We start from the raw sequence: 15,876 nt of genomic DNA on the forward strand, positions 1-15,876 counted from the left end.
ACTACTCACTTCCTGTGCGACGGTGGCCGCGACCGTGCAGACGGTCGCGGCCACCGGATGATGGAGAACCGAAGGATCAGGACAGGTCGACCTGGGCGACGCGCGCGTCGAGCGCCTCGGTGATCTGTCCGACCTCGGCGTCGCCGACGACGCGGTCGACACGCAGGATCACGGTGGCGCCGGGGCCCTCCGCGTCCTGGCTCAGCGCCGCGGCCTGGATGTCGATGCTCGCGTTGCCGAGCACGGTGCCGAGCGTTCCGAGGACACCCGGACGGTCCTGGTAGTGGACGATCAGGTTGTGGCCCTCGGCGCGGAGGTCGAAGCTGCGGCTGTTGATGTTGACGATCTTCTCGACCTGCTGCAGGCCGGTGAGCGCACCTGCGACGGAGGTGACGTGTCCGTCCGGCGCCACCGCGCGGACCTCGACGGCGCTGCGGTGCGTGGTGGCCTCGCTGACCTTCTCGACCTCGACGGTCACGCCGCGCTGCTCCGCGAGCTTCGGGGCGTTGACGAAGGTGACGGGCTCGTCGCTGCTCGCCGAGAACAGGCCGCGGAGGGCGGCCAGGCCGAGGATGTCGGTGTTCTCAGCCGAGAGCTCACCGCTGACGACGACCTGCACGTTCTGCACGGCCTCGGGCGAGAGGGTGCCGGCGAGCAGACCGAGCTTGCGGACGAGCTCGAGCCACGGTGCGACCTCCTCGCCGACGGGGCCACCGGAGACGTTGACGGCGTCGGGCACGAACTCACCGGCGAGGGCGAGCAGCACGCTCTTGGCGACGTCGGTGCCGGCGCGGTCCTGGGCCTCGGCGGTGGATGCACCGAGGTGCGGGGTGACGACGACGTTGTCGAGGTCGAACAGCTTCGAATCGGTGCACGGCTCGGTCTCGAAGACGTCGAGGCCGGCGGCGCGGACCTTGCCCTCGACGAGTGCGTCGTAGAGCGCGTCCTCGTCGATCAGGCCACCGCGGGCGGCGTTGACGATGATGACGCCGTCCTTGGCCTTGGACAGACGCTCGGCGTTGATCAGGCCGGCGGTCTCCTTGGTCTTGGGCAGGTGCACCGAGATGAAGTCGGCGCGGGCGACCAGCTCGTCGATGTCGACGAGCTCGATGCCGAGCTGTGCGGCGCGGGCGGCCGGCAGGTAGGGGTCGTACGCGATGACGTGGGTCTCGAACGCCGCGAGACGCTGGGCGAACAGCTGGCCGATGCGGCCGAGGCCGACGACGCCGACGGTCTTGCCGAGGATCTCGGTGCCGTTGAAGCTCGACCGCTTCCAGGTGCGCTCACGCAGGGTGCGGTCGGCGGCGGGGACCTGACGCGCCGCGGACATGAGGAGCGCGACCGCGTGCTCGGCGGCGGAGTGGATGTTGGAGGTGGGCGCGTTGACGACCATCACGCCGCGCTCGGTGGCAGCGGCGATGTCGACGTTGTCGAGGCCGACACCGGCGCGACCGACGATCTTGAGGTTGGGCGCCGCAGCGAGCACCTCGGCGTCGACGGTGGTCGCGGAGCGGACCAGCAGCGCCTGGGCCTCGGGCACGGCCGCGAGCAGGGCGGGGCGGTCGGGGCCGTCCACCCAGCGCACCTCGACACCGTCACCGAGCGCGTCGACGGTCGACTGCGCAAGCTTGTCGGCGATCAGGACTACTGGACGGCCATTCTGGCTCACGTGCGGACTCCCTGTGTCGTGAATGTGTGAGTGGTCGACGGCGCTCGCGCCCGACAGCATGCGTGGGCACCCGCGACCGCCCACAGTTTAGTGCCCCAGCCCTTCCCGCGGGGCCACCGGGATCGGGATCACGGTGGTGCGGGCCCATCCTTCCGCGGGGGCGGGACGACGTCCCGCGGGGGTGCGTCGAGCACACTGCGCTCGATGCCGGGCTGGTTCCGGTGCCGGAAGGCCACCACGGCGGTGCGGACGGTCGGGTGGAATCGACCGTCCCGGAAGCGATTCCCGGTCTGCATCCGGTGCAGCTTGTCCTTGACCGGACCCTTCATCGCGGCGAAGGCGAGCCGTATCCCCCGGTGGGCGAGATAGTCGTCGAGACGTTCGATCTCCTCGACGGCGCTGATGTCGAGGTCCGTGATCGGTTCGGCCGCGAGGACCACCCACTCGATGCGGTCCTCGCGTTCGCGGACGAGTTCGCGGACGAACTTCGTGAGGATCACGCCGTTCGCGAAGAACAGCGGGGCGTCGAACCGCACGAGCACGAGACCCGGGATCCGGTGGCCCTCGGGATGCCGTTCCCGGTCGTGATATCCGGCGACGTCCTCGAGTTCGACGAGTTCGGTCCGGTGGGGTTGCCAGGCGCGTACGACGACGGCGGCCAGCGACAACGCGATCGCGACGAGCACACCCTTCAGCACACCCGCGAGGCCGACCGCCACGAATGCGGCGAAGGACAAACAGAATTCGATCTTGTTGACCCGCCACAGGCGACCGAGCGCCCTCACGTCGACGAGGGCACTCGCCGCGACGATCACGACGGCACCGAGCGCCGCCTGCGGCAGGTACGCCGTCGCTCCCGGGGCCACCAGCAGGAAGATCGCGACCGTCACCGCTCCGACGGCGCCCGCGAGCTGGGTACGCGCTCCGGCCTGTTCGAGGACGGGCGTGCGACTGCCGCTGCCGCAGATCGGGAATCCGCCCGTGGCACCGGCTGCGATGTTCACCACACCGAGGGCACGCATCTCGGAGCTGCCGTCCACGTCCTCGCCCCGTCGCAGCGCGAACGAGCGCGACAGCACCGCGGTGTCGGCGAACGCGATGACGGCGACGGCGACGGCGGGTGCGAGCAGTTCGATCACGTCTCCGCGTTCGATCCCACCGAGAACGGGTGCGGGGATCCCGGAGGGCAACGCCCCCACCATCTCCACGTGCTCGGTGAGCCCGAACACCGCGACCGCCGCGGAGGCGGCGATCACCGCGACGAGCACCGCGGGTATGCGGGGAACGACCTTCTGCAGCACGAGGATGAGGGCGAGGGTGCCGACGCCGACGAGGAATCCGGCCGGCTCGACACCGTCCTCGAAGACGTCGTCGACGATGTCGAGAACCTCGGCGACGACACCGGATTCGTCGGCCGACGTGCCGAGCAGGAGCGGAAGCTGCCCGACGATGACGATGATCGCGATCGCGTTGAGGAAACCGAGCCGGATCGGTGTGGAGAGCAGATAGGTCAGGAATCCGAGGCGGAGTATTCCGCCGACGAGAAGGATGGCTCCGACGAGGAGCGCGAGCACACCGGCGAGGGCGACCGCGCGCTGCGGATCACCGTCGGCGGCGAGCGGGATCACCGCGGCCGCGATGAGCGGGGCGAGCGCGGAATCCGGTCCGAGCACGAGGATCCGGGACGGACCGACCACCGCGTACACGAGCATCGGCACGACGGTCGCGTAGAGACCGGTGTAGGGCGGCAGTCCCGCGGCCTGGGCGTATCCCATGCCGGTGGGGACGAGCAGTGCACTGAGCGCGAGGCCCGCCGTGACGTCGCTCCGCAGCCACCCCCGCCGGTAGGACCGGGCGGTGGCGACACCCGGGAGCCGCCCGAACGCGGCGAGTGGCCACATCAGCCAAGTATCCTCCGCGGCCTCGGCTCGTGGATGCGACATCGCTCACGCCGCACCGACGACGGCGGCCCGGCACCCCCGTAGGGGTACCGGGCCGCCGTGACCGGATCAGGTGATTATCAGGCCGTCTCGGTGATGGGGCGATCGACCCAGCTCATCAGGTCGCGCAGCTGCTTGCCGACGACCTCGATGCCGTGCTCGGCGTTCTGCTTGCGCAGACCCTCGAGCTCCTTGTTGCCGCCCTCGACGTTGGCGACGAGACGCTTGACGAAGGTGCCGTCCTGGATGTCCTTCAGGATCTCCTTCATGCGCTCCTTGGTGCCGGCGTCGATGACGCGCGGGCCGGAGAGGTAGCCGCCGAACTCCGCGGTGTCGGACACCGAGTAGTTCATGCGGGCGATGCCACCCTCGTACATGAGGTCGACGATGAGCTTGAGCTCGTGGAGAACCTCGAAGTAGGCCATCTCGGGGGCGTAGCCCGCCTCGACCATGACGTCGAAGCCGGTCTTGACGAGTTCCTCGGTGCCACCACAGAGCACGGCCTGCTCGCCGAAGAGGTCGGTCTCGGTCTCTTCCTTGAAGGTGGTCTTGATGACGCCGGCGCGGGTGCCGCCGATGCCCTTGGCGTAGGACAGCGCGAGCGCCTGGCCCTCACCCTTGGGATCCTGGTGGACGGCGATGAGTGCGGGAACGCCCTTGCCGTCGACGAACTGACGACGCACGAGGTGGCCGGGGCCCTTGGGGGCGACCATCGCGACGGTCACGTTCTCGGGAGCCGTGATGAGACCGAAGTGGATGTTGAGGCCGTGGCCGAAGAACAGCGCGTCGCCGTCCTTCAGGTTGGGCTCGATGTCGTTGGTGAAGATCGACGCCTGGGCGGTATCGGGAGCGAGGACCATGATGACGTCGGCCCACTCGGAGACCTCGGCGGGGGTGCCGACGGTGAGACCGGCTTCCTCGGCCTTGGCCCGCGACTTCGAGCCCTCCTTCAGACCGATGCGAACGTCGACGCCCGAGTCGCGCAGGCTCAGCGAGTGCGCGTGTCCCTGACTGCCGTAGCCGATGACGGCGACCTTACGACCCTGGATGATCGACAGGTCGGCATCGTCGTCGTAGAACATCTCGACTGCCACAGTGATTACCTCTTTCAGCAAGTATGGGTGTGTTAAGGCTAACGGGTAGCCGTGATGGACTTCGGACCGCGTCCGACGGCGACGACACCGGACTGGACGATCTCGCGGATTCCGTACGGTTCGAGCATGCGCAGCAGCGCGTCGAGCTTGGACCGCGTACCGGTCGCCTCGATGGTCAGCGACTCGGGCGAGACGTCGATCACCTTGGCGCGGAACAGATTCACCGTCTCGATGACCTGGGTGCGCACGCTTGCGTCGGCACGCACCTTGATGAGCACGAGTTCGCGGGCGACGGACGCCTCGTCCTCCTGCTCGACGATCTTGATGACGTTGACGAGCTTGTTGAGCTGCTTGGTGACCTGCTCGAGCGGGAACTCGTCGACGGTCACCACGATCGTCATCCGCGAGATGTCGGGCACCTCGGTGCCACCGACGGCAAGGGATTCGATGTTGAAGCCGCGTCGCGAGAACAGCGATGCGACCCGGGCGAGCACGCCCGGCTTGTCCTCGACGAGAACACTGAGGGTGTGGCTCGTGCTCACTTGGTCTCCTCCTCGGCCGCGGCGTTCTCGCTGCGGGCTTCGAGCGCGTCGATGGTCTCGTGGATGACGGCGGGGTCGTCGGCAGCGGCGTCGTCGTCGAACAGCGGCCGGATGTCGCGGGCCGCCATGATCTCGTCGTTGCTCGTGCCGGCGGCGACCATCGGCCATACCTGCGCGTCCTTGCCGACGATGAAGTCGATCACCACGGGACGGTCGTTGATCTCCTGCGCCCGGCGGATCGCCGGCTCGACGTCCTCCTCGCGCTCGACGCGGATGCCCACGCAGCCGAGGGCCTCGGCGAGCTTGACGAAGTCGGGGATGCGCAGCGAGTGCGTCGCCAGGTCGGTGTTCGAGTACCGCTCCTCGTAGAAGAGGGTCTGCCACTGCCGGACCATGCCGAGATTGCCGTTGTTGATGAGCGCGACCTTGATCGGCACACCCTCGACGGCACACGTCGCGAGTTCCTGGTTGGTCATCTGGAAGCAGCCGTCGCCGTCGATGGCCCACACCTCGGTGTCGGGGCAACCCATCTTGGCGCCCAGAGCCGCGGGCACCGCGTAGCCCATGGTGCCGAGACCACCCGAGTTGAGCCACGTGCGGGGCTTCTCGTAGTCGACGAACTGCGCCGCCCACATCTGGTGCTGACCGACGCCCGCGCAGTAGATCGCGTCGGGACCGGCGAGCTTGCCGACGGCCTGGATGACGTACTGCGGCGACAGGGTGTCGTCGGTGGGACGGTCGTAGCTCAGCGGGTAGGTGCGACGGATGTCGTCGAGGTAGGCCCACCATGCCGAGTAGTCGAGCTTCGTGCCGGTCGCCAGGTCGGCGCGGATGGCCTCGAGCAGCTCGACGATGACCTCTTTGCAGTCACCGACGATCGGCACGTCGGCGTGCCGGTTCTTGCCGATCTCCGCCGGGTCGATGTCGGCGTGGATGACCTTGGCGTCGGGCGCGAAGGAGTCGAGCTGACCGGTGACGCGGTCGTCGAAGCGGGCACCGAGGGTGACGAGCAGGTCGCTCTTCTGCAGGGCGGCCACCGCGGCGACGTTGCCGTGCATGCCGGGCATGCCGCAGTGCAGGTTGTGGCTGTCGGGGAACGCGCCGCGGGCCATGAGCGTCGTGACGACCGGGATGCCGGTCAGCTCGGCGAGCTCGAGCAGCTCGGCCGACGCCTCGGCCTTGATGACACCGCCGCCGACGTACAGGACGGGGTTCTTCGCGTCGGCGATCAGTCGCGCGGCCTCGCGGACCTGCTTGCCGTGCGGCTTCGTCACCGGGCGGTAGCCGGGCAGGTGCATCTCCGGCGGCCAGCTGAAGGTGGTCTGAGCCTGGAGGATGTCCTTGGGGATGTCGACGAGGACCGCGCCCGGGCGGCCCGAGGAGGCGAGGTAGAACGCCTCGGCCAGGATGCGCGGGATGTCGGCGCCGTCGGTGACCAGGAAGTTGTGCTTCGTGATCGGCATCGTGATGCCGGAGATGTCGGCTTCCTGGAAGGCGTCGGTGCCGATGAGCGGGCGACCGACCTGGCCGGTGATCGCGACGACGGGCACGGAGTCCATCTGCGCGTCGGCGAGCGGGGTGACGAGGTTCGTCGCGCCCGGACCCGAGGTGGCCATGCAGACGCCGACCTTGCCGGTGGCCTGGGCGTAGCCGGTGGCAGCGTGCCCGGCGCCCTGCTCGTGACGGACGAGCACGTGGCGCACGCGTCGCGAATCGAAGAGCGGGTCGTAGACGGGCAGGATCGCGCCGCCTGGAATGCCGAATACCGTGTCGACCTCGAGTTCCTCGAGTGCGCGGACCACCGACTGGGCGCCGGTGACCCGCTCGGGGGCGACCTGGCGTCGGTTGGCGGGCTGCGTTGCGGCAGCTGCGGGAGTCGGGGTGGCGGACCCCGGCTTTCGCGGCGAGGGTTGAGGCCGTGCGGTTGGTGCGCTCACTGCGAATTCCTCTGATTCTGGCTCCGGGCAACAAAAAACCCTCGTCAGCAAGTCTGCTGTACGAGGGTGGCGCGTCGTGGGCGAGTTGCGAAATGCGGCTCAGGCGACGACGCGCCGGCCGATTACGAGCAACCCATTCTGATTCACGCGCTCGACGGTAGGCGCATGGTGTCCAGACAGTCAACTTGGTGCGGTCCACTGTCCCAGAATGTGAGATGCCGCGGCTGCAGTGCGAAGATGTAGAGGTGTCATCTTCCCAGCAGCCCGTGCCACCGATTCCATCATCCCACACGCCCGATTCGGCGACGCAGGTCATCCAGATCTCGCGACTGTCGTTCCTCGCGTGCGCTCTGCTCCTCCTCGCCCTCGCCTCCCCCGCGCTGGCGTGGCCGGAGGCCTTCGCATGGACGCTGATCATTCCGTTCCTCGTCGCCGCCTGGATCGTGCGGGTACGCACCGTCGTCGGCCCCGAGGGCATCGTCGCGCGGGCGACCTTCAAGACCACGAGTCTCGAGTGGGATCAGCTCGACGGCCTCCGGTTCCCGAAGCGGGGCTGGGCCCGCGCACGGCTCACCGACGGCAGCGAGGTCGCACTGCCGGTCGTCACCTTCGGCCGGCTGCCGCAACTGTCGGAAGCAAGCGGAGGCCGCATCCCCGATCCGTACGCGGCAGCACAGCGCGCGGAGGAGAAGGCACACCGCGAGGAGGCGGCCGCCGAAGCCGGTTCGGACGCCGAAACCACCGAGGACGCAATCACCGTCGAGAAGAAGGACGACCGCTCGTCCTGATCCTCGCGACCGGGTGCGAATAGGTGCATCCGGAAGCACGCGAGTAGATTCGTCGGTGCCGTTGCCCGGATCCGCACAGCCCGGCGACCGGACGCGGCCCGGCCGATTGCGCACACAGCCACCGTCAAGGAAGTCAGCCCATGCCCCCGTTGAGGTCACGCACCACCACCGTCGGACGAAACGCCGCGGGAGCGCGCTCCCTGTGGCGCGCCACCGGCCTGACCGATTCCGACTTCGGCAAGCCGATCGTCGCGATCGCGAACTCCTACACGCAGTTCGTACCGGGTCACGTCCACCTCAAGGACGTCGGTGAGATCGTCGCGAAGGCCGTGCGCGAAGCAGGCGGCGTGGCGCGCGAGTTCCACACCATCGCCGTCGACGACGGCATCGCCATGGGCCACGGCGGCATGCTCTACTCGCTGCCGAGCCGCGAGATCATCGCCGACTCCGTCGAATACATGGTCAACGCGCACACCGCCGACGCGCTGGTGTGCATCTCGAACTGCGACAAGATCACGCCCGGCATGCTCAATGCCGCGATGCGCCTGAACATCCCGACGATCTTCGTCTCCGGCGGTCCGATGGAGGCCGGCAAGGCCGTCGTCGTCAACGGTGTCGCCCACGCGCCCACCGACCTCATCACCGCCATCTCGGCCTCCGCCAGCGAGGCCGTCGACGACGCGGGTCTCGACGAGGTCGAGCGCAGCGCGTGCCCGACCTGCGGTTCGTGCTCGGGCATGTTCACCGCCAACTCGATGAACTGCCTCACCGAGGCCCTCGGTCTCGCGCTGCCCGGCAACGGTTCGACCCTCGCCACCCACGAGGCGCGACGCGCACTGTTCGAGACCGCCGGCACGACCATCGTCGAAGCGGCCCTGCGCTACTACCGCGACGACGACGAGTCGGTGCTGCCGCGCAACATCGCCACCCCGGCCGCCTTCCGCAACGCGATGGCGCTCGACGTCGCGATGGGTGGTTCCACCAACACCGTGCTGCACACCCTCGCGGCCGCACAGGAGGGTGAGGTCGACTTCGACCTGACCACCATCGACGAGATCAGCCGCCGGGTGCCCTGCCTGGCGAAGGTCTCCCCGAACTCCGACTACCACATGGAGGACGTGCACCGCGCCGGTGGCATCCCCGCGATCCTCGGCGAGCTGCGCCGCGGTGGCCTGCTCGAGACCGACGTCTCGACGGTCCACACGAAGAGCTTCGACGAGTGGCTCGACACCTGGGACATCCGTTCCGGCAAGGCGTCCGAGACGGCCCTCGAGCTGTTCCACGCCGCCCCGGGCGGTGTGCGCACCACCGAACCGTTCTCGACCGACAACCGCTGGTCGTCGCTCGACACCGATGCCGCGAACGGCTGCATCCGCGACATCGAGCACGCCTACACCGTCGAGGGCGGCCTGTGCGTGCTGCGCGGCAATCTCGCACCGGACGGCGCGATCCTCAAGACCGCCGGTATCGACGAGGACCTGTTCCACTTCGAGGGCCCGGCCTATGTCGTCGAGTCCCAGGAAGAGGCCGTCTCGGTCATCCTCGGCAAAAAGATCAAGGCCGGCGACGTCGTCGTCGTCCGCTACGAGGGCCCCGCCGGCGGCCCCGGCATGCAGGAGATGCTGCACCCCACCTCCTTCCTCAAGGGCATCGGCCTGGGCAAGGTGTGCGCCCTGATCACCGACGGCCGCTTCTCCGGCGGCACGTCCGGTCTGTCCATCGGGCACGTCTCCCCCGAGGCCGCGTCCGGTGGTGTGATCGGCCTGATCGAACAGGGCGACCGGATCCGCATCGACGTCGCGACCCGCACCCTCGAGGTGCTCGTCGACGACGAGGTGCTCGCCGATCGTCGCGCGAAGATGGAGGCCTCCGAGCGTCCGTGGCAGCCCGTCGACCGTGAGCGCACGGTCTCGAAGGCACTGCGCGCCTACGCCGCTCTGGCGACCTCCGCCGACAAGGGTGCCGTGCGGCGCCTGCCGTAACACCTCACGACAACAAGAGCGAGGGCCCCGCGATCATCCCGATCGCGGGGCCCTCGCCCGTTGTCCGTTCTTACGTATGTCAGCGTCCGAAGATCCACAGGCACACGCCGGCCGCCACACCCAGCAGCAGCACGACGAACGAGCCCAGGAACGGACGTGTCGCCCAGCCTCGTCGCCCGTCGATCGCGATGCGTCCCGGTCCGGTGAGGGTGATCGCCACCGCGCAGGCGACGAGGAGCGCCTCGAACTCGAAGCCCGACGATTCGGCTGCGAAGAACTGGACGCCCGGTTCGAGTTCGTGTTTGAACAACACCGCGTTGACCATGATCGCGACGACCGCGGCAGCGGCGAACGGGGTGAGCAGACCCAGGACGAGCAGTCCTCCGGCCGCGATCTCACCGACCGCGCCGACGATCGCGAGCACGGCGGGCTGCTGGTATCCCGCATCGCGGAGCAACGACTCGAAACCGTCGAGACCCGGTCCGTTCCACAGGCCCACCAGTTTCTGCAGTCCGTGGGCGACGAGGATCGCCCCGACCGCCGCCCGCAGGACGAACAGACCGAGGTCGAGGGTTCCGCGGCGCACCTTCGGGGTCTGCTCACCGACGGCCACCGCGCCGCCCGCATCCGCACCGTAGACCGGTTCCGGCCGGTACATCTGCTCGGTGGGAGCGGCGTAGGCGTCGCTGCCGAGGGGGGTTCCGCTCGCGCTGAAGTCGTCGTCGGATCCGAGATACGACTCACGTGGTCGGCGCATCTCGAGTGTGCGTTCGTCGGGCTGGTCGCCGTAGGGATTCGAACCCGCGTCCGGTATGCCACCGTTCTTGTTGTCGGCCACGCCCCCAGCCTAGGCCCGGGACCGCCCCCGTACCCGGCATCCGCGGGTGCGCGCGTCGTGCCGGTAACGTTTGCGGCATGACACGGGGTGCGCGGTGGACCGGTTCGTGGGGCGTACGGGCGGCAGCGACGGCGCTCGCCGTCGGAGTTCTCGCCGTTCCCTCCTGCGCCCGCTTCGACGACTCCGCGTCGACCCCGTTCACCCCCGAACCCACCTTCGATCCGGGACCGGGCGTCGGCCCCCAGGACCCCACCGAGACGACGACGCCGAGCGCCTCCCCCAAGCCACCGGGGCCGTGTGTCGATCCGGATCCGTCCGTGATCGCGACCTGCCTCGACGTCACCGGCGGCCTGGTGACGATGCCCGACGGCAACTCCGCGCTCGTCACCGAGCGTCGGACGGGTCGGATACTGCAGGTCGCGCCGGAGACCGAACCGGTGGAGATCGCGACCATCCCCGTCGACGGTTCCGGGGACGGTGGGCTGCTCGATGTGGCGCTCTCCCCCACCTTCGCCGAGGATCGGCTGCTCTACGCCTACATCACCACGGCTTCCGACAACCGCGTCGTCCGCATCGCCGCGGGTGACACGCCCAAGGATGTGCTGACGGGGATCCCCCGCGGCGCGACGGGCAATTCCGGCGCCATCGAGTTCGTTTCGCCCACCGAACTCGCCGTCCTGACCGGCGACGCCGGAAACGCAGCGGCCGCAAACGATCCGAACGCCCTGTCCGGCAAGCTCCTGAACCTGCCGCTCCCGGCACCCGGCGCGGCACCCGCTCCCTCGGTGATGCTGTCGGGCATCGGCACCGCAGGCGATGTGTGCCGCGATCCGAACGGCAATCTGTGGGTCACCGACCGCACTCCCCTCGAGGACCGGCTCCAGCGGGTCGGGGTCGACGGCTCGACCGGCACCGGCCCGGCCTGGACGTGGCCCGAGCGGCCCGGTGTCGCCGGGTGCGCAGCAGCTCCCGACGGGATCGCGATCTCGCTCACTGACGCGAAGGCCGTCGCGGTCGTCGCCACCGACCCGGGCACCGGAGCGGTCACGGCGTCGCCCGTCCTCGCGGCGGAGGACCGCTACGGCATGCTGCGCGGCGCCGCTTCGTCGCCCGACGGACTGCTGTGGGTCTCGACGGTCAACAAGTCCGGTTCCGAACCGGGACCGAACGACGACCGCGTCGTCCGCATCCAGTTCCCGGCCGGTGGCGGCGGATTCGACTGATCACGCCCGCTCCGGCGTCTCCGCCGGTTCGGTGCGGTGGAGCAGTCCCGCGAGCATCGGGAGCACGAGGACGGTGACGGCACCCGCCGCCACGAGGATCGACGCGCTCGCGTTCGTCATCTGATCGGCACTCACCGCGACGCCCGTGACCGCGACGATCAGGGGCAGACCCGTCGTCGAGTACAGGGCGATCTGCACCTGTTCGGAGGTTCCGAACATCCGGTTCCCTGTCTCGTCGCGTTCGAGGCGCGACGCGACGAACACCGGCACACCCCGTACCAGGACGAGCAGTCCGAGGAATGCCAGCAGGATCCCCGGTGCGCTCACGACGGCACCGACGTCGATCGCCATGCCCGAGGTGACGAAGAAGATCGGGATGAGGAAGCCGTATCCGAGACCGTCGAGCTTCTTCTCGAGCCGCTCGTCGCCCGCCGGGATCGTGCGACGCAGGATGAAGCCGGCCGCGAAGGCACCGAGGATGATGTCGAGGTCGAAGACGGCGGCGACGGCGATGAGTCCGACGAGCAACAGCATCGTCAGTCGCACCGGCACCTGGGCGGTGGTGTCGGAGCCGAGCCGGACGAACTGGGTGAACCGTGAACCTTCCCGCAGGATCCAGGTCGGCAGCACGGCGACGACGACGGCCACGACCGCGAACGCCAGCAGGACGATCAGCGAGCCGAGTGCGCCGCGTGCACCGAGCAGGGTCGCCATGGCCACGACGGGCAACAGCTCGCCGAACGCACCGTGGTTGAGCACCGAGCGTCCGAGTGGGGTCGCGACGAGCCCGCGGTCGGCAAGGATCGGCAGGAGCGTCCCCAGCGCGGTGGACGTCAGGGCGATCGCCACGGCGATCTCGGCGTGCACCTGACCTGCAGCTCCGAGCGCGGCGACGGTGCCGAGCGCCAGCAGCATGCACACGCACCAGGTGAGCATCGCGCGGCGCCCACCCCGCCCGCGCAACTCGGCCGGGTCGATCTCGTATCCGGCGAGCAGGAAGAGCATCCCCAGGCCGAGTTCGCGCAGGATGCCGATCTCGCTGCCCGTCTCCGCGAGGTCGAGCGCGTAGGGGCCGATGAGGACACCGGCCACCAGCAGCAGCACGACCTCGGGGACCAGCCGTCGCGGAACGGCGCCGGCGATCAGCGGTGCCAGCACCGCCGCGACGGCGATCCAGAACAGCGAGGTGGCTACAGCAGCGTCCATCGCCGCTACTCTAGCCGCGCAAGATCAACTGCACGCGGCGATGACGAGTTCCTTCACGCGCGCCGGATCGGCCTGTCCGCGAGTGGCCTTCATGACGTCGCCGACGATCTTGCCGGCCGCCTGGACCTTGCCGGAGCGGATCTTGTCGGCGATGTCGGGGTTGGCGGCCAGAGCGGCGTCGACCGCGGCCTGCAGCGCCGAATCGTCGCGCACGACCTCGAGACCACGCGCGGCGACCACTTCGTCGGGCTCGCCCTCACCGGCGAGCACACCGTCGACGACCTGACGGGCCAGCTTGTTCGTCAGCTTGCCGTCGGCCACCAGCGCGATGACGCGAGCGACCTGCTCGGGTGTGATGGGCAGTTCGACGAGTTCGACACCGCGGGTGTTGGCCTGCTGGGCCAGGTAGGCGACCCACCACGAGCGGGCCTCCGAGGCGGGAGCGCCGGCCTCGGTGGTCGCGATGACGAGATCGAGCGCACCGGCGTTGACGAGGTCGCGCATCTCCTCGTCGGAGACACCCCAGTCGGCCTGGATGCGGGCGCGACGCAGCCACGGCAGCTCGGGCAGCGTCGCGCGCAGCTCCTCGACCCAGGCGGCGTCGGGCGCGATCGGCTCGAGGTCGGGCTCCGGGAAGTACCGGTAGTCCTCGGCGGTTTCCTTGCGGCGACCGGGCGAGGTGGTGCCGTCGGCCTCCTGGAAGTGCCGGGTCTCCTGGATCACCTCACCACCGGAGACCAGCACGGCAGCCTGGCGCCGCATCTCGTAGCGGACCGCGACCTCGACGGACTTGAGGGAGTTGACGTTCTTCGTCTCGGTGCGGGTACCGAACTCCTTCGCGCCGATGGGCATCAGCGAGATGTTCGCGTCGCACCGCATCGAGCCCTGGTCCATGCGGACGTCGGAGACGTCGAGGGCCTTGAGCAGGTCGCGCAGGGCGGTGACGTAGGCGCGGGCGACCTCGGGGGCACGCTCGCCGGCACCGACGATCGGCTTGGTGACGATCTCGACGAGTGGAACCCCGGCACGGTTGTAGTCGAGCAGCGAGTGGCTCGCACCGTGGATGCGACCGGTGGCGCCACCGACGTGCAGCGACTTGCCGGTGTCCTCCTCCATGTGCGCGCGCTCGATGTCGACCCGCCAGGTGGTGCCGTCGTCGAGCACGACGTCGAGATATCCGTCGGTGGCGATCGGCTCGTCGTACTGCGAGATCTGGTAGTTCTTCGGCTGATCGGGGTAGAAGTAGTTCTTCCGCGCGAAGCGACCCCACGGGGTGATCGAGCAGTTCAGCGCGAGGCCGATGCGGATCGCGGACTCGACCGCGGCCTGGTTGACGACGGGCAGTGCCCCCGGCAGACCGAGGCAGACCGGGCACACCTGCGTGTTGGGCTCGGCGCCGAAAGCCGTCGGGCAGCCGCAGAACATCTTGGTGGCGGTGTGCAGCTCGACGTGCACCTCCATGCCCATCACGGGCTCGAACTTCGCGAGCACGTCGTCGTAGGCGAGCAGGTCAGCGGACACGGAGGCAGTCATGGTGTCGATTTTAGACGGCGCCGACAGTGCCGCCGCGCGGCCTCACCCGAACAGGATCCGCATCTCCTGATAGCGCTCGTCGGGCACGTACTTCGGTTCGGCGAGCTCGTCGAAATCGACCCGGGCGATGTCGGTACCGTGCAGCGCGACCATGTGCCCCCAGTCCTCCTCGGCGACGAGATCGGTCACCGCCATACCCAGTCGCGTGGCGAGTACCCGGTCGAATGCCGTGGGGACACCGCCCCGTTGGATGTGGCCGAGCACCGTCGCGCGGGCCTCGACACCGGTGTGCTTCTCGATGAGCGGCGCGAGCACCTCCGCGATCCCGCCGAGGCGCGGCCGGTCGAATCCATCGAGTCCCTTGGTGGAGTACGCCTCCTCCATCTCGGGGAGCGTGAAGCCCTCCGCGACGACGACCATCGGCGAACGTCCGCGGTTGCGGACACTCGTCACCCACTCGCAGATCTGTTCGAGGCTCTCGGGGTGCTCGGGGATGAGGATGGCGTGTGCGCCGCCGGCGGTACCGGCGTGCAGCGCGATCCATCCGGCGTGCCGGCCCATGACCTCGAGCACCATGCAGCGTTTGTGGGAGTTGCCGGTGGTCCGGAGGCGGTCGATCGCCACCGTCGCGATCTCGACGGCCGTGTCGAAACCGAAGGTGTAGTCGGTGTGGCTGAGGTCGTTGTCGATCGTCTTCGGCACACCGACGATGCGGATCCCTTCACCGAACAGTCGCTTCGAGGCGGCAGCGGTGCCCTCGCCCCCGATGGCGATCACGGCGTCGATCCCGAGGCGGTCGAGGGTCTTCTGGATGTTCTGCGCCCCACCGTCGGGTCCCTGGTACGGACCGAACCGGCTCGTACCGAGGATCGTGCCACCCTGTTGGGCGAGACCGCGAACACGGCTGCGGTCCAACGGGATCACATCGCCCTCGACGAGACCGCGCCAGCCGTCGAGGAATCCGACGAACTCCTGTCCGTGGACCTCGGTCCCCTTGAGCACCGCACCGCGGATGACCGCGTTGAGACCGGGGCAGTCCCCGCCACTGGTGAGAATTCCGATCCTCGTCATCCATACCTCCATGGACTCGACTTCGTGCCGGTGCCAATCCTGCCTTTCGAGAG

Annotated in this window: 12 protein-coding genes; 3 read left to right on the plus strand and 9 right to left on the minus strand. The window is 69.0% G+C overall.

The genetic code is table 11. The features are described 5' to 3' along the window. Window positions 1-76 precede the first annotated feature (76 nt). The 5 genes from serA to LPH33_RS15905 form a co-directional block, all read right to left on the minus strand. A complete protein-coding gene (serA, locus tag LPH33_RS15885; protein ID WP_006554532.1) occupies window positions 77-1,669 on the minus strand; it encodes a phosphoglycerate dehydrogenase in 1,593 nt (530 codons plus the stop codon). A gap of 128 nt (window positions 1,670-1,797) precedes the next feature. Then, window positions 1,798-3,570 (minus strand): SulP family inorganic anion transporter, encoded by a 1,773-nt coding sequence (locus tag LPH33_RS15890; protein ID WP_088897184.1) that lies wholly within the window; start codon window positions 3,568-3,570, stop codon window positions 1,798-1,800. 119 nt (window positions 3,571-3,689) lie between these two features. Next, window positions 3,690-4,691, minus strand: coding sequence for a ketol-acid reductoisomerase (gene ilvC, locus LPH33_RS15895; RefSeq protein ID WP_016691198.1), 1,002 nt, complete (start codon window positions 4,689-4,691; stop codon window positions 3,690-3,692). Between the two features lie 50 nt (window positions 4,692-4,741). Next, window positions 4,742-5,245, minus strand: a complete 504-nt coding sequence (gene ilvN, locus LPH33_RS15900) for an acetolactate synthase small subunit (RefSeq protein WP_006554535.1) — start codon at window positions 5,243-5,245, stop codon at window positions 4,742-4,744. Continuing rightward, a complete protein-coding gene (locus tag LPH33_RS15905) occupies window positions 5,242-7,182 on the minus strand; it encodes an acetolactate synthase large subunit (RefSeq protein ID WP_026060943.1) in 1,941 nt (646 codons plus the stop codon). The genes ilvN and LPH33_RS15905 overlap by 4 nt, the downstream gene beginning before the upstream one ends. 266 nt (window positions 7,183-7,448) lie before the next feature. On the opposite strand from LPH33_RS15905, the gene LPH33_RS15910 reads away from it, so the two are divergent. Together LPH33_RS15910 and ilvD are read left to right on the plus strand one after the other, a co-directional pair. Then, complete coding sequence (locus LPH33_RS15910) at window positions 7,449-7,970, plus strand: PH domain-containing protein (protein ID WP_088897182.1); 522 nt, start codon at window positions 7,449-7,451, stop codon at window positions 7,968-7,970. A gap of 140 nt (window positions 7,971-8,110) precedes the next feature. Beyond that, window positions 8,111-9,952, plus strand: coding sequence for a dihydroxy-acid dehydratase (gene ilvD, locus LPH33_RS15915; protein WP_016691195.1), 1,842 nt, complete (start codon window positions 8,111-8,113; stop codon window positions 9,950-9,952). 79 nt (window positions 9,953-10,031) lie between these two features. Here ilvD and LPH33_RS15920 read toward each other — a convergent pair whose 3' ends face one another. After that, a complete protein-coding gene (locus LPH33_RS15920; RefSeq protein ID WP_016691194.1) occupies window positions 10,032-10,790 on the minus strand; it encodes a DoxX family protein in 759 nt (252 codons plus the stop codon). 77 nt (window positions 10,791-10,867) lie between these two features. On the opposite strand from LPH33_RS15920, the gene LPH33_RS15925 reads away from it, so the two are divergent. Next, the gene (locus tag LPH33_RS15925; RefSeq protein ID WP_088897181.1) at window positions 10,868-12,013 is read left to right on the plus strand and encodes a PQQ-dependent sugar dehydrogenase; all 1,146 of its coding nucleotides are present in this window, start codon (window positions 10,868-10,870) and stop codon (window positions 12,011-12,013) included. Here the strand turns inward: LPH33_RS15925 and LPH33_RS15930 are convergent, their stop codons facing one another. Genes LPH33_RS15930 through LPH33_RS15940 form a run of 3 tightly spaced genes read right to left on the minus strand, consistent with a single transcriptional unit; the run spans window position 12,014 to window position 15,823 of the window. Beyond that, window positions 12,014-13,219: a cation:proton antiporter gene (locus tag LPH33_RS15930; RefSeq protein WP_016691192.1), complete on the minus strand. Its 1,206-nt coding sequence runs from the start codon at window positions 13,217-13,219 to the stop codon at window positions 12,014-12,016. A gap of 24 nt (window positions 13,220-13,243) precedes the next feature. Further along, on the minus strand, window positions 13,244-14,752 hold the full coding sequence (gene gatB, locus LPH33_RS15935) for an Asp-tRNA(Asn)/Glu-tRNA(Gln) amidotransferase subunit GatB (protein ID WP_088897180.1): 1,509 nt from the start codon (window positions 14,750-14,752) through the stop codon (window positions 13,244-13,246). 42 nt (window positions 14,753-14,794) lie between these two features. Continuing rightward, a complete protein-coding gene (locus LPH33_RS15940; protein ID WP_019288390.1) occupies window positions 14,795-15,823 on the minus strand; it encodes a 6-phosphofructokinase in 1,029 nt (342 codons plus the stop codon). Window positions 15,824-15,876: the final 53 nt, after the last annotated feature.

It is taken from the genome of Rhodococcus sp. RDE2 (genome assembly GCF_020885655.1).
GTDB classification, from domain to species: domain Bacteria; phylum Actinomycetota; class Actinomycetes; order Mycobacteriales; family Mycobacteriaceae; genus Rhodococcus; species Rhodococcus pyridinivorans.

Bases quoted from the DNA above. Each gene is read 5' to 3' on its own strand.
- LPH33_RS15890 (WP_088897184.1), bottom strand. From the start codon at position 3,570: ATGTGGCCACTCGCCGCGTTCGGGCGGCTCCCGGGTGTCGCCACCGCC.
- ilvC (WP_016691198.1), bottom strand. From the start codon at position 4,691: ATGTTCTACGACGACGATGCCGACCTGTCGATCATCCAGGGTCGTAAG.
- ilvD (WP_016691195.1), top strand. From the start codon at position 8,111: ATGCCCCCGTTGAGGTCACGCACCACCACCGTCGGACGAAACGCCGCG.
- LPH33_RS15925 (WP_088897181.1), top strand. From the start codon at position 10,868: ATGACACGGGGTGCGCGGTGGACCGGTTCGTGGGGCGTACGGGCGGCA.
- LPH33_RS15930 (WP_016691192.1), bottom strand. From the start codon at position 13,219: ATGGACGCTGCTGTAGCCACCTCGCTGTTCTGGATCGCCGTCGCGGCG.
- gatB (WP_088897180.1), bottom strand. From the start codon at position 14,752: ATGACTGCCTCCGTGTCCGCTGACCTGCTCGCCTACGACGACGTGCTC.
- LPH33_RS15940 (WP_019288390.1), bottom strand. From the start codon at position 15,823: ATGACGAGGATCGGAATTCTCACCAGTGGCGGGGACTGCCCCGGTCTC.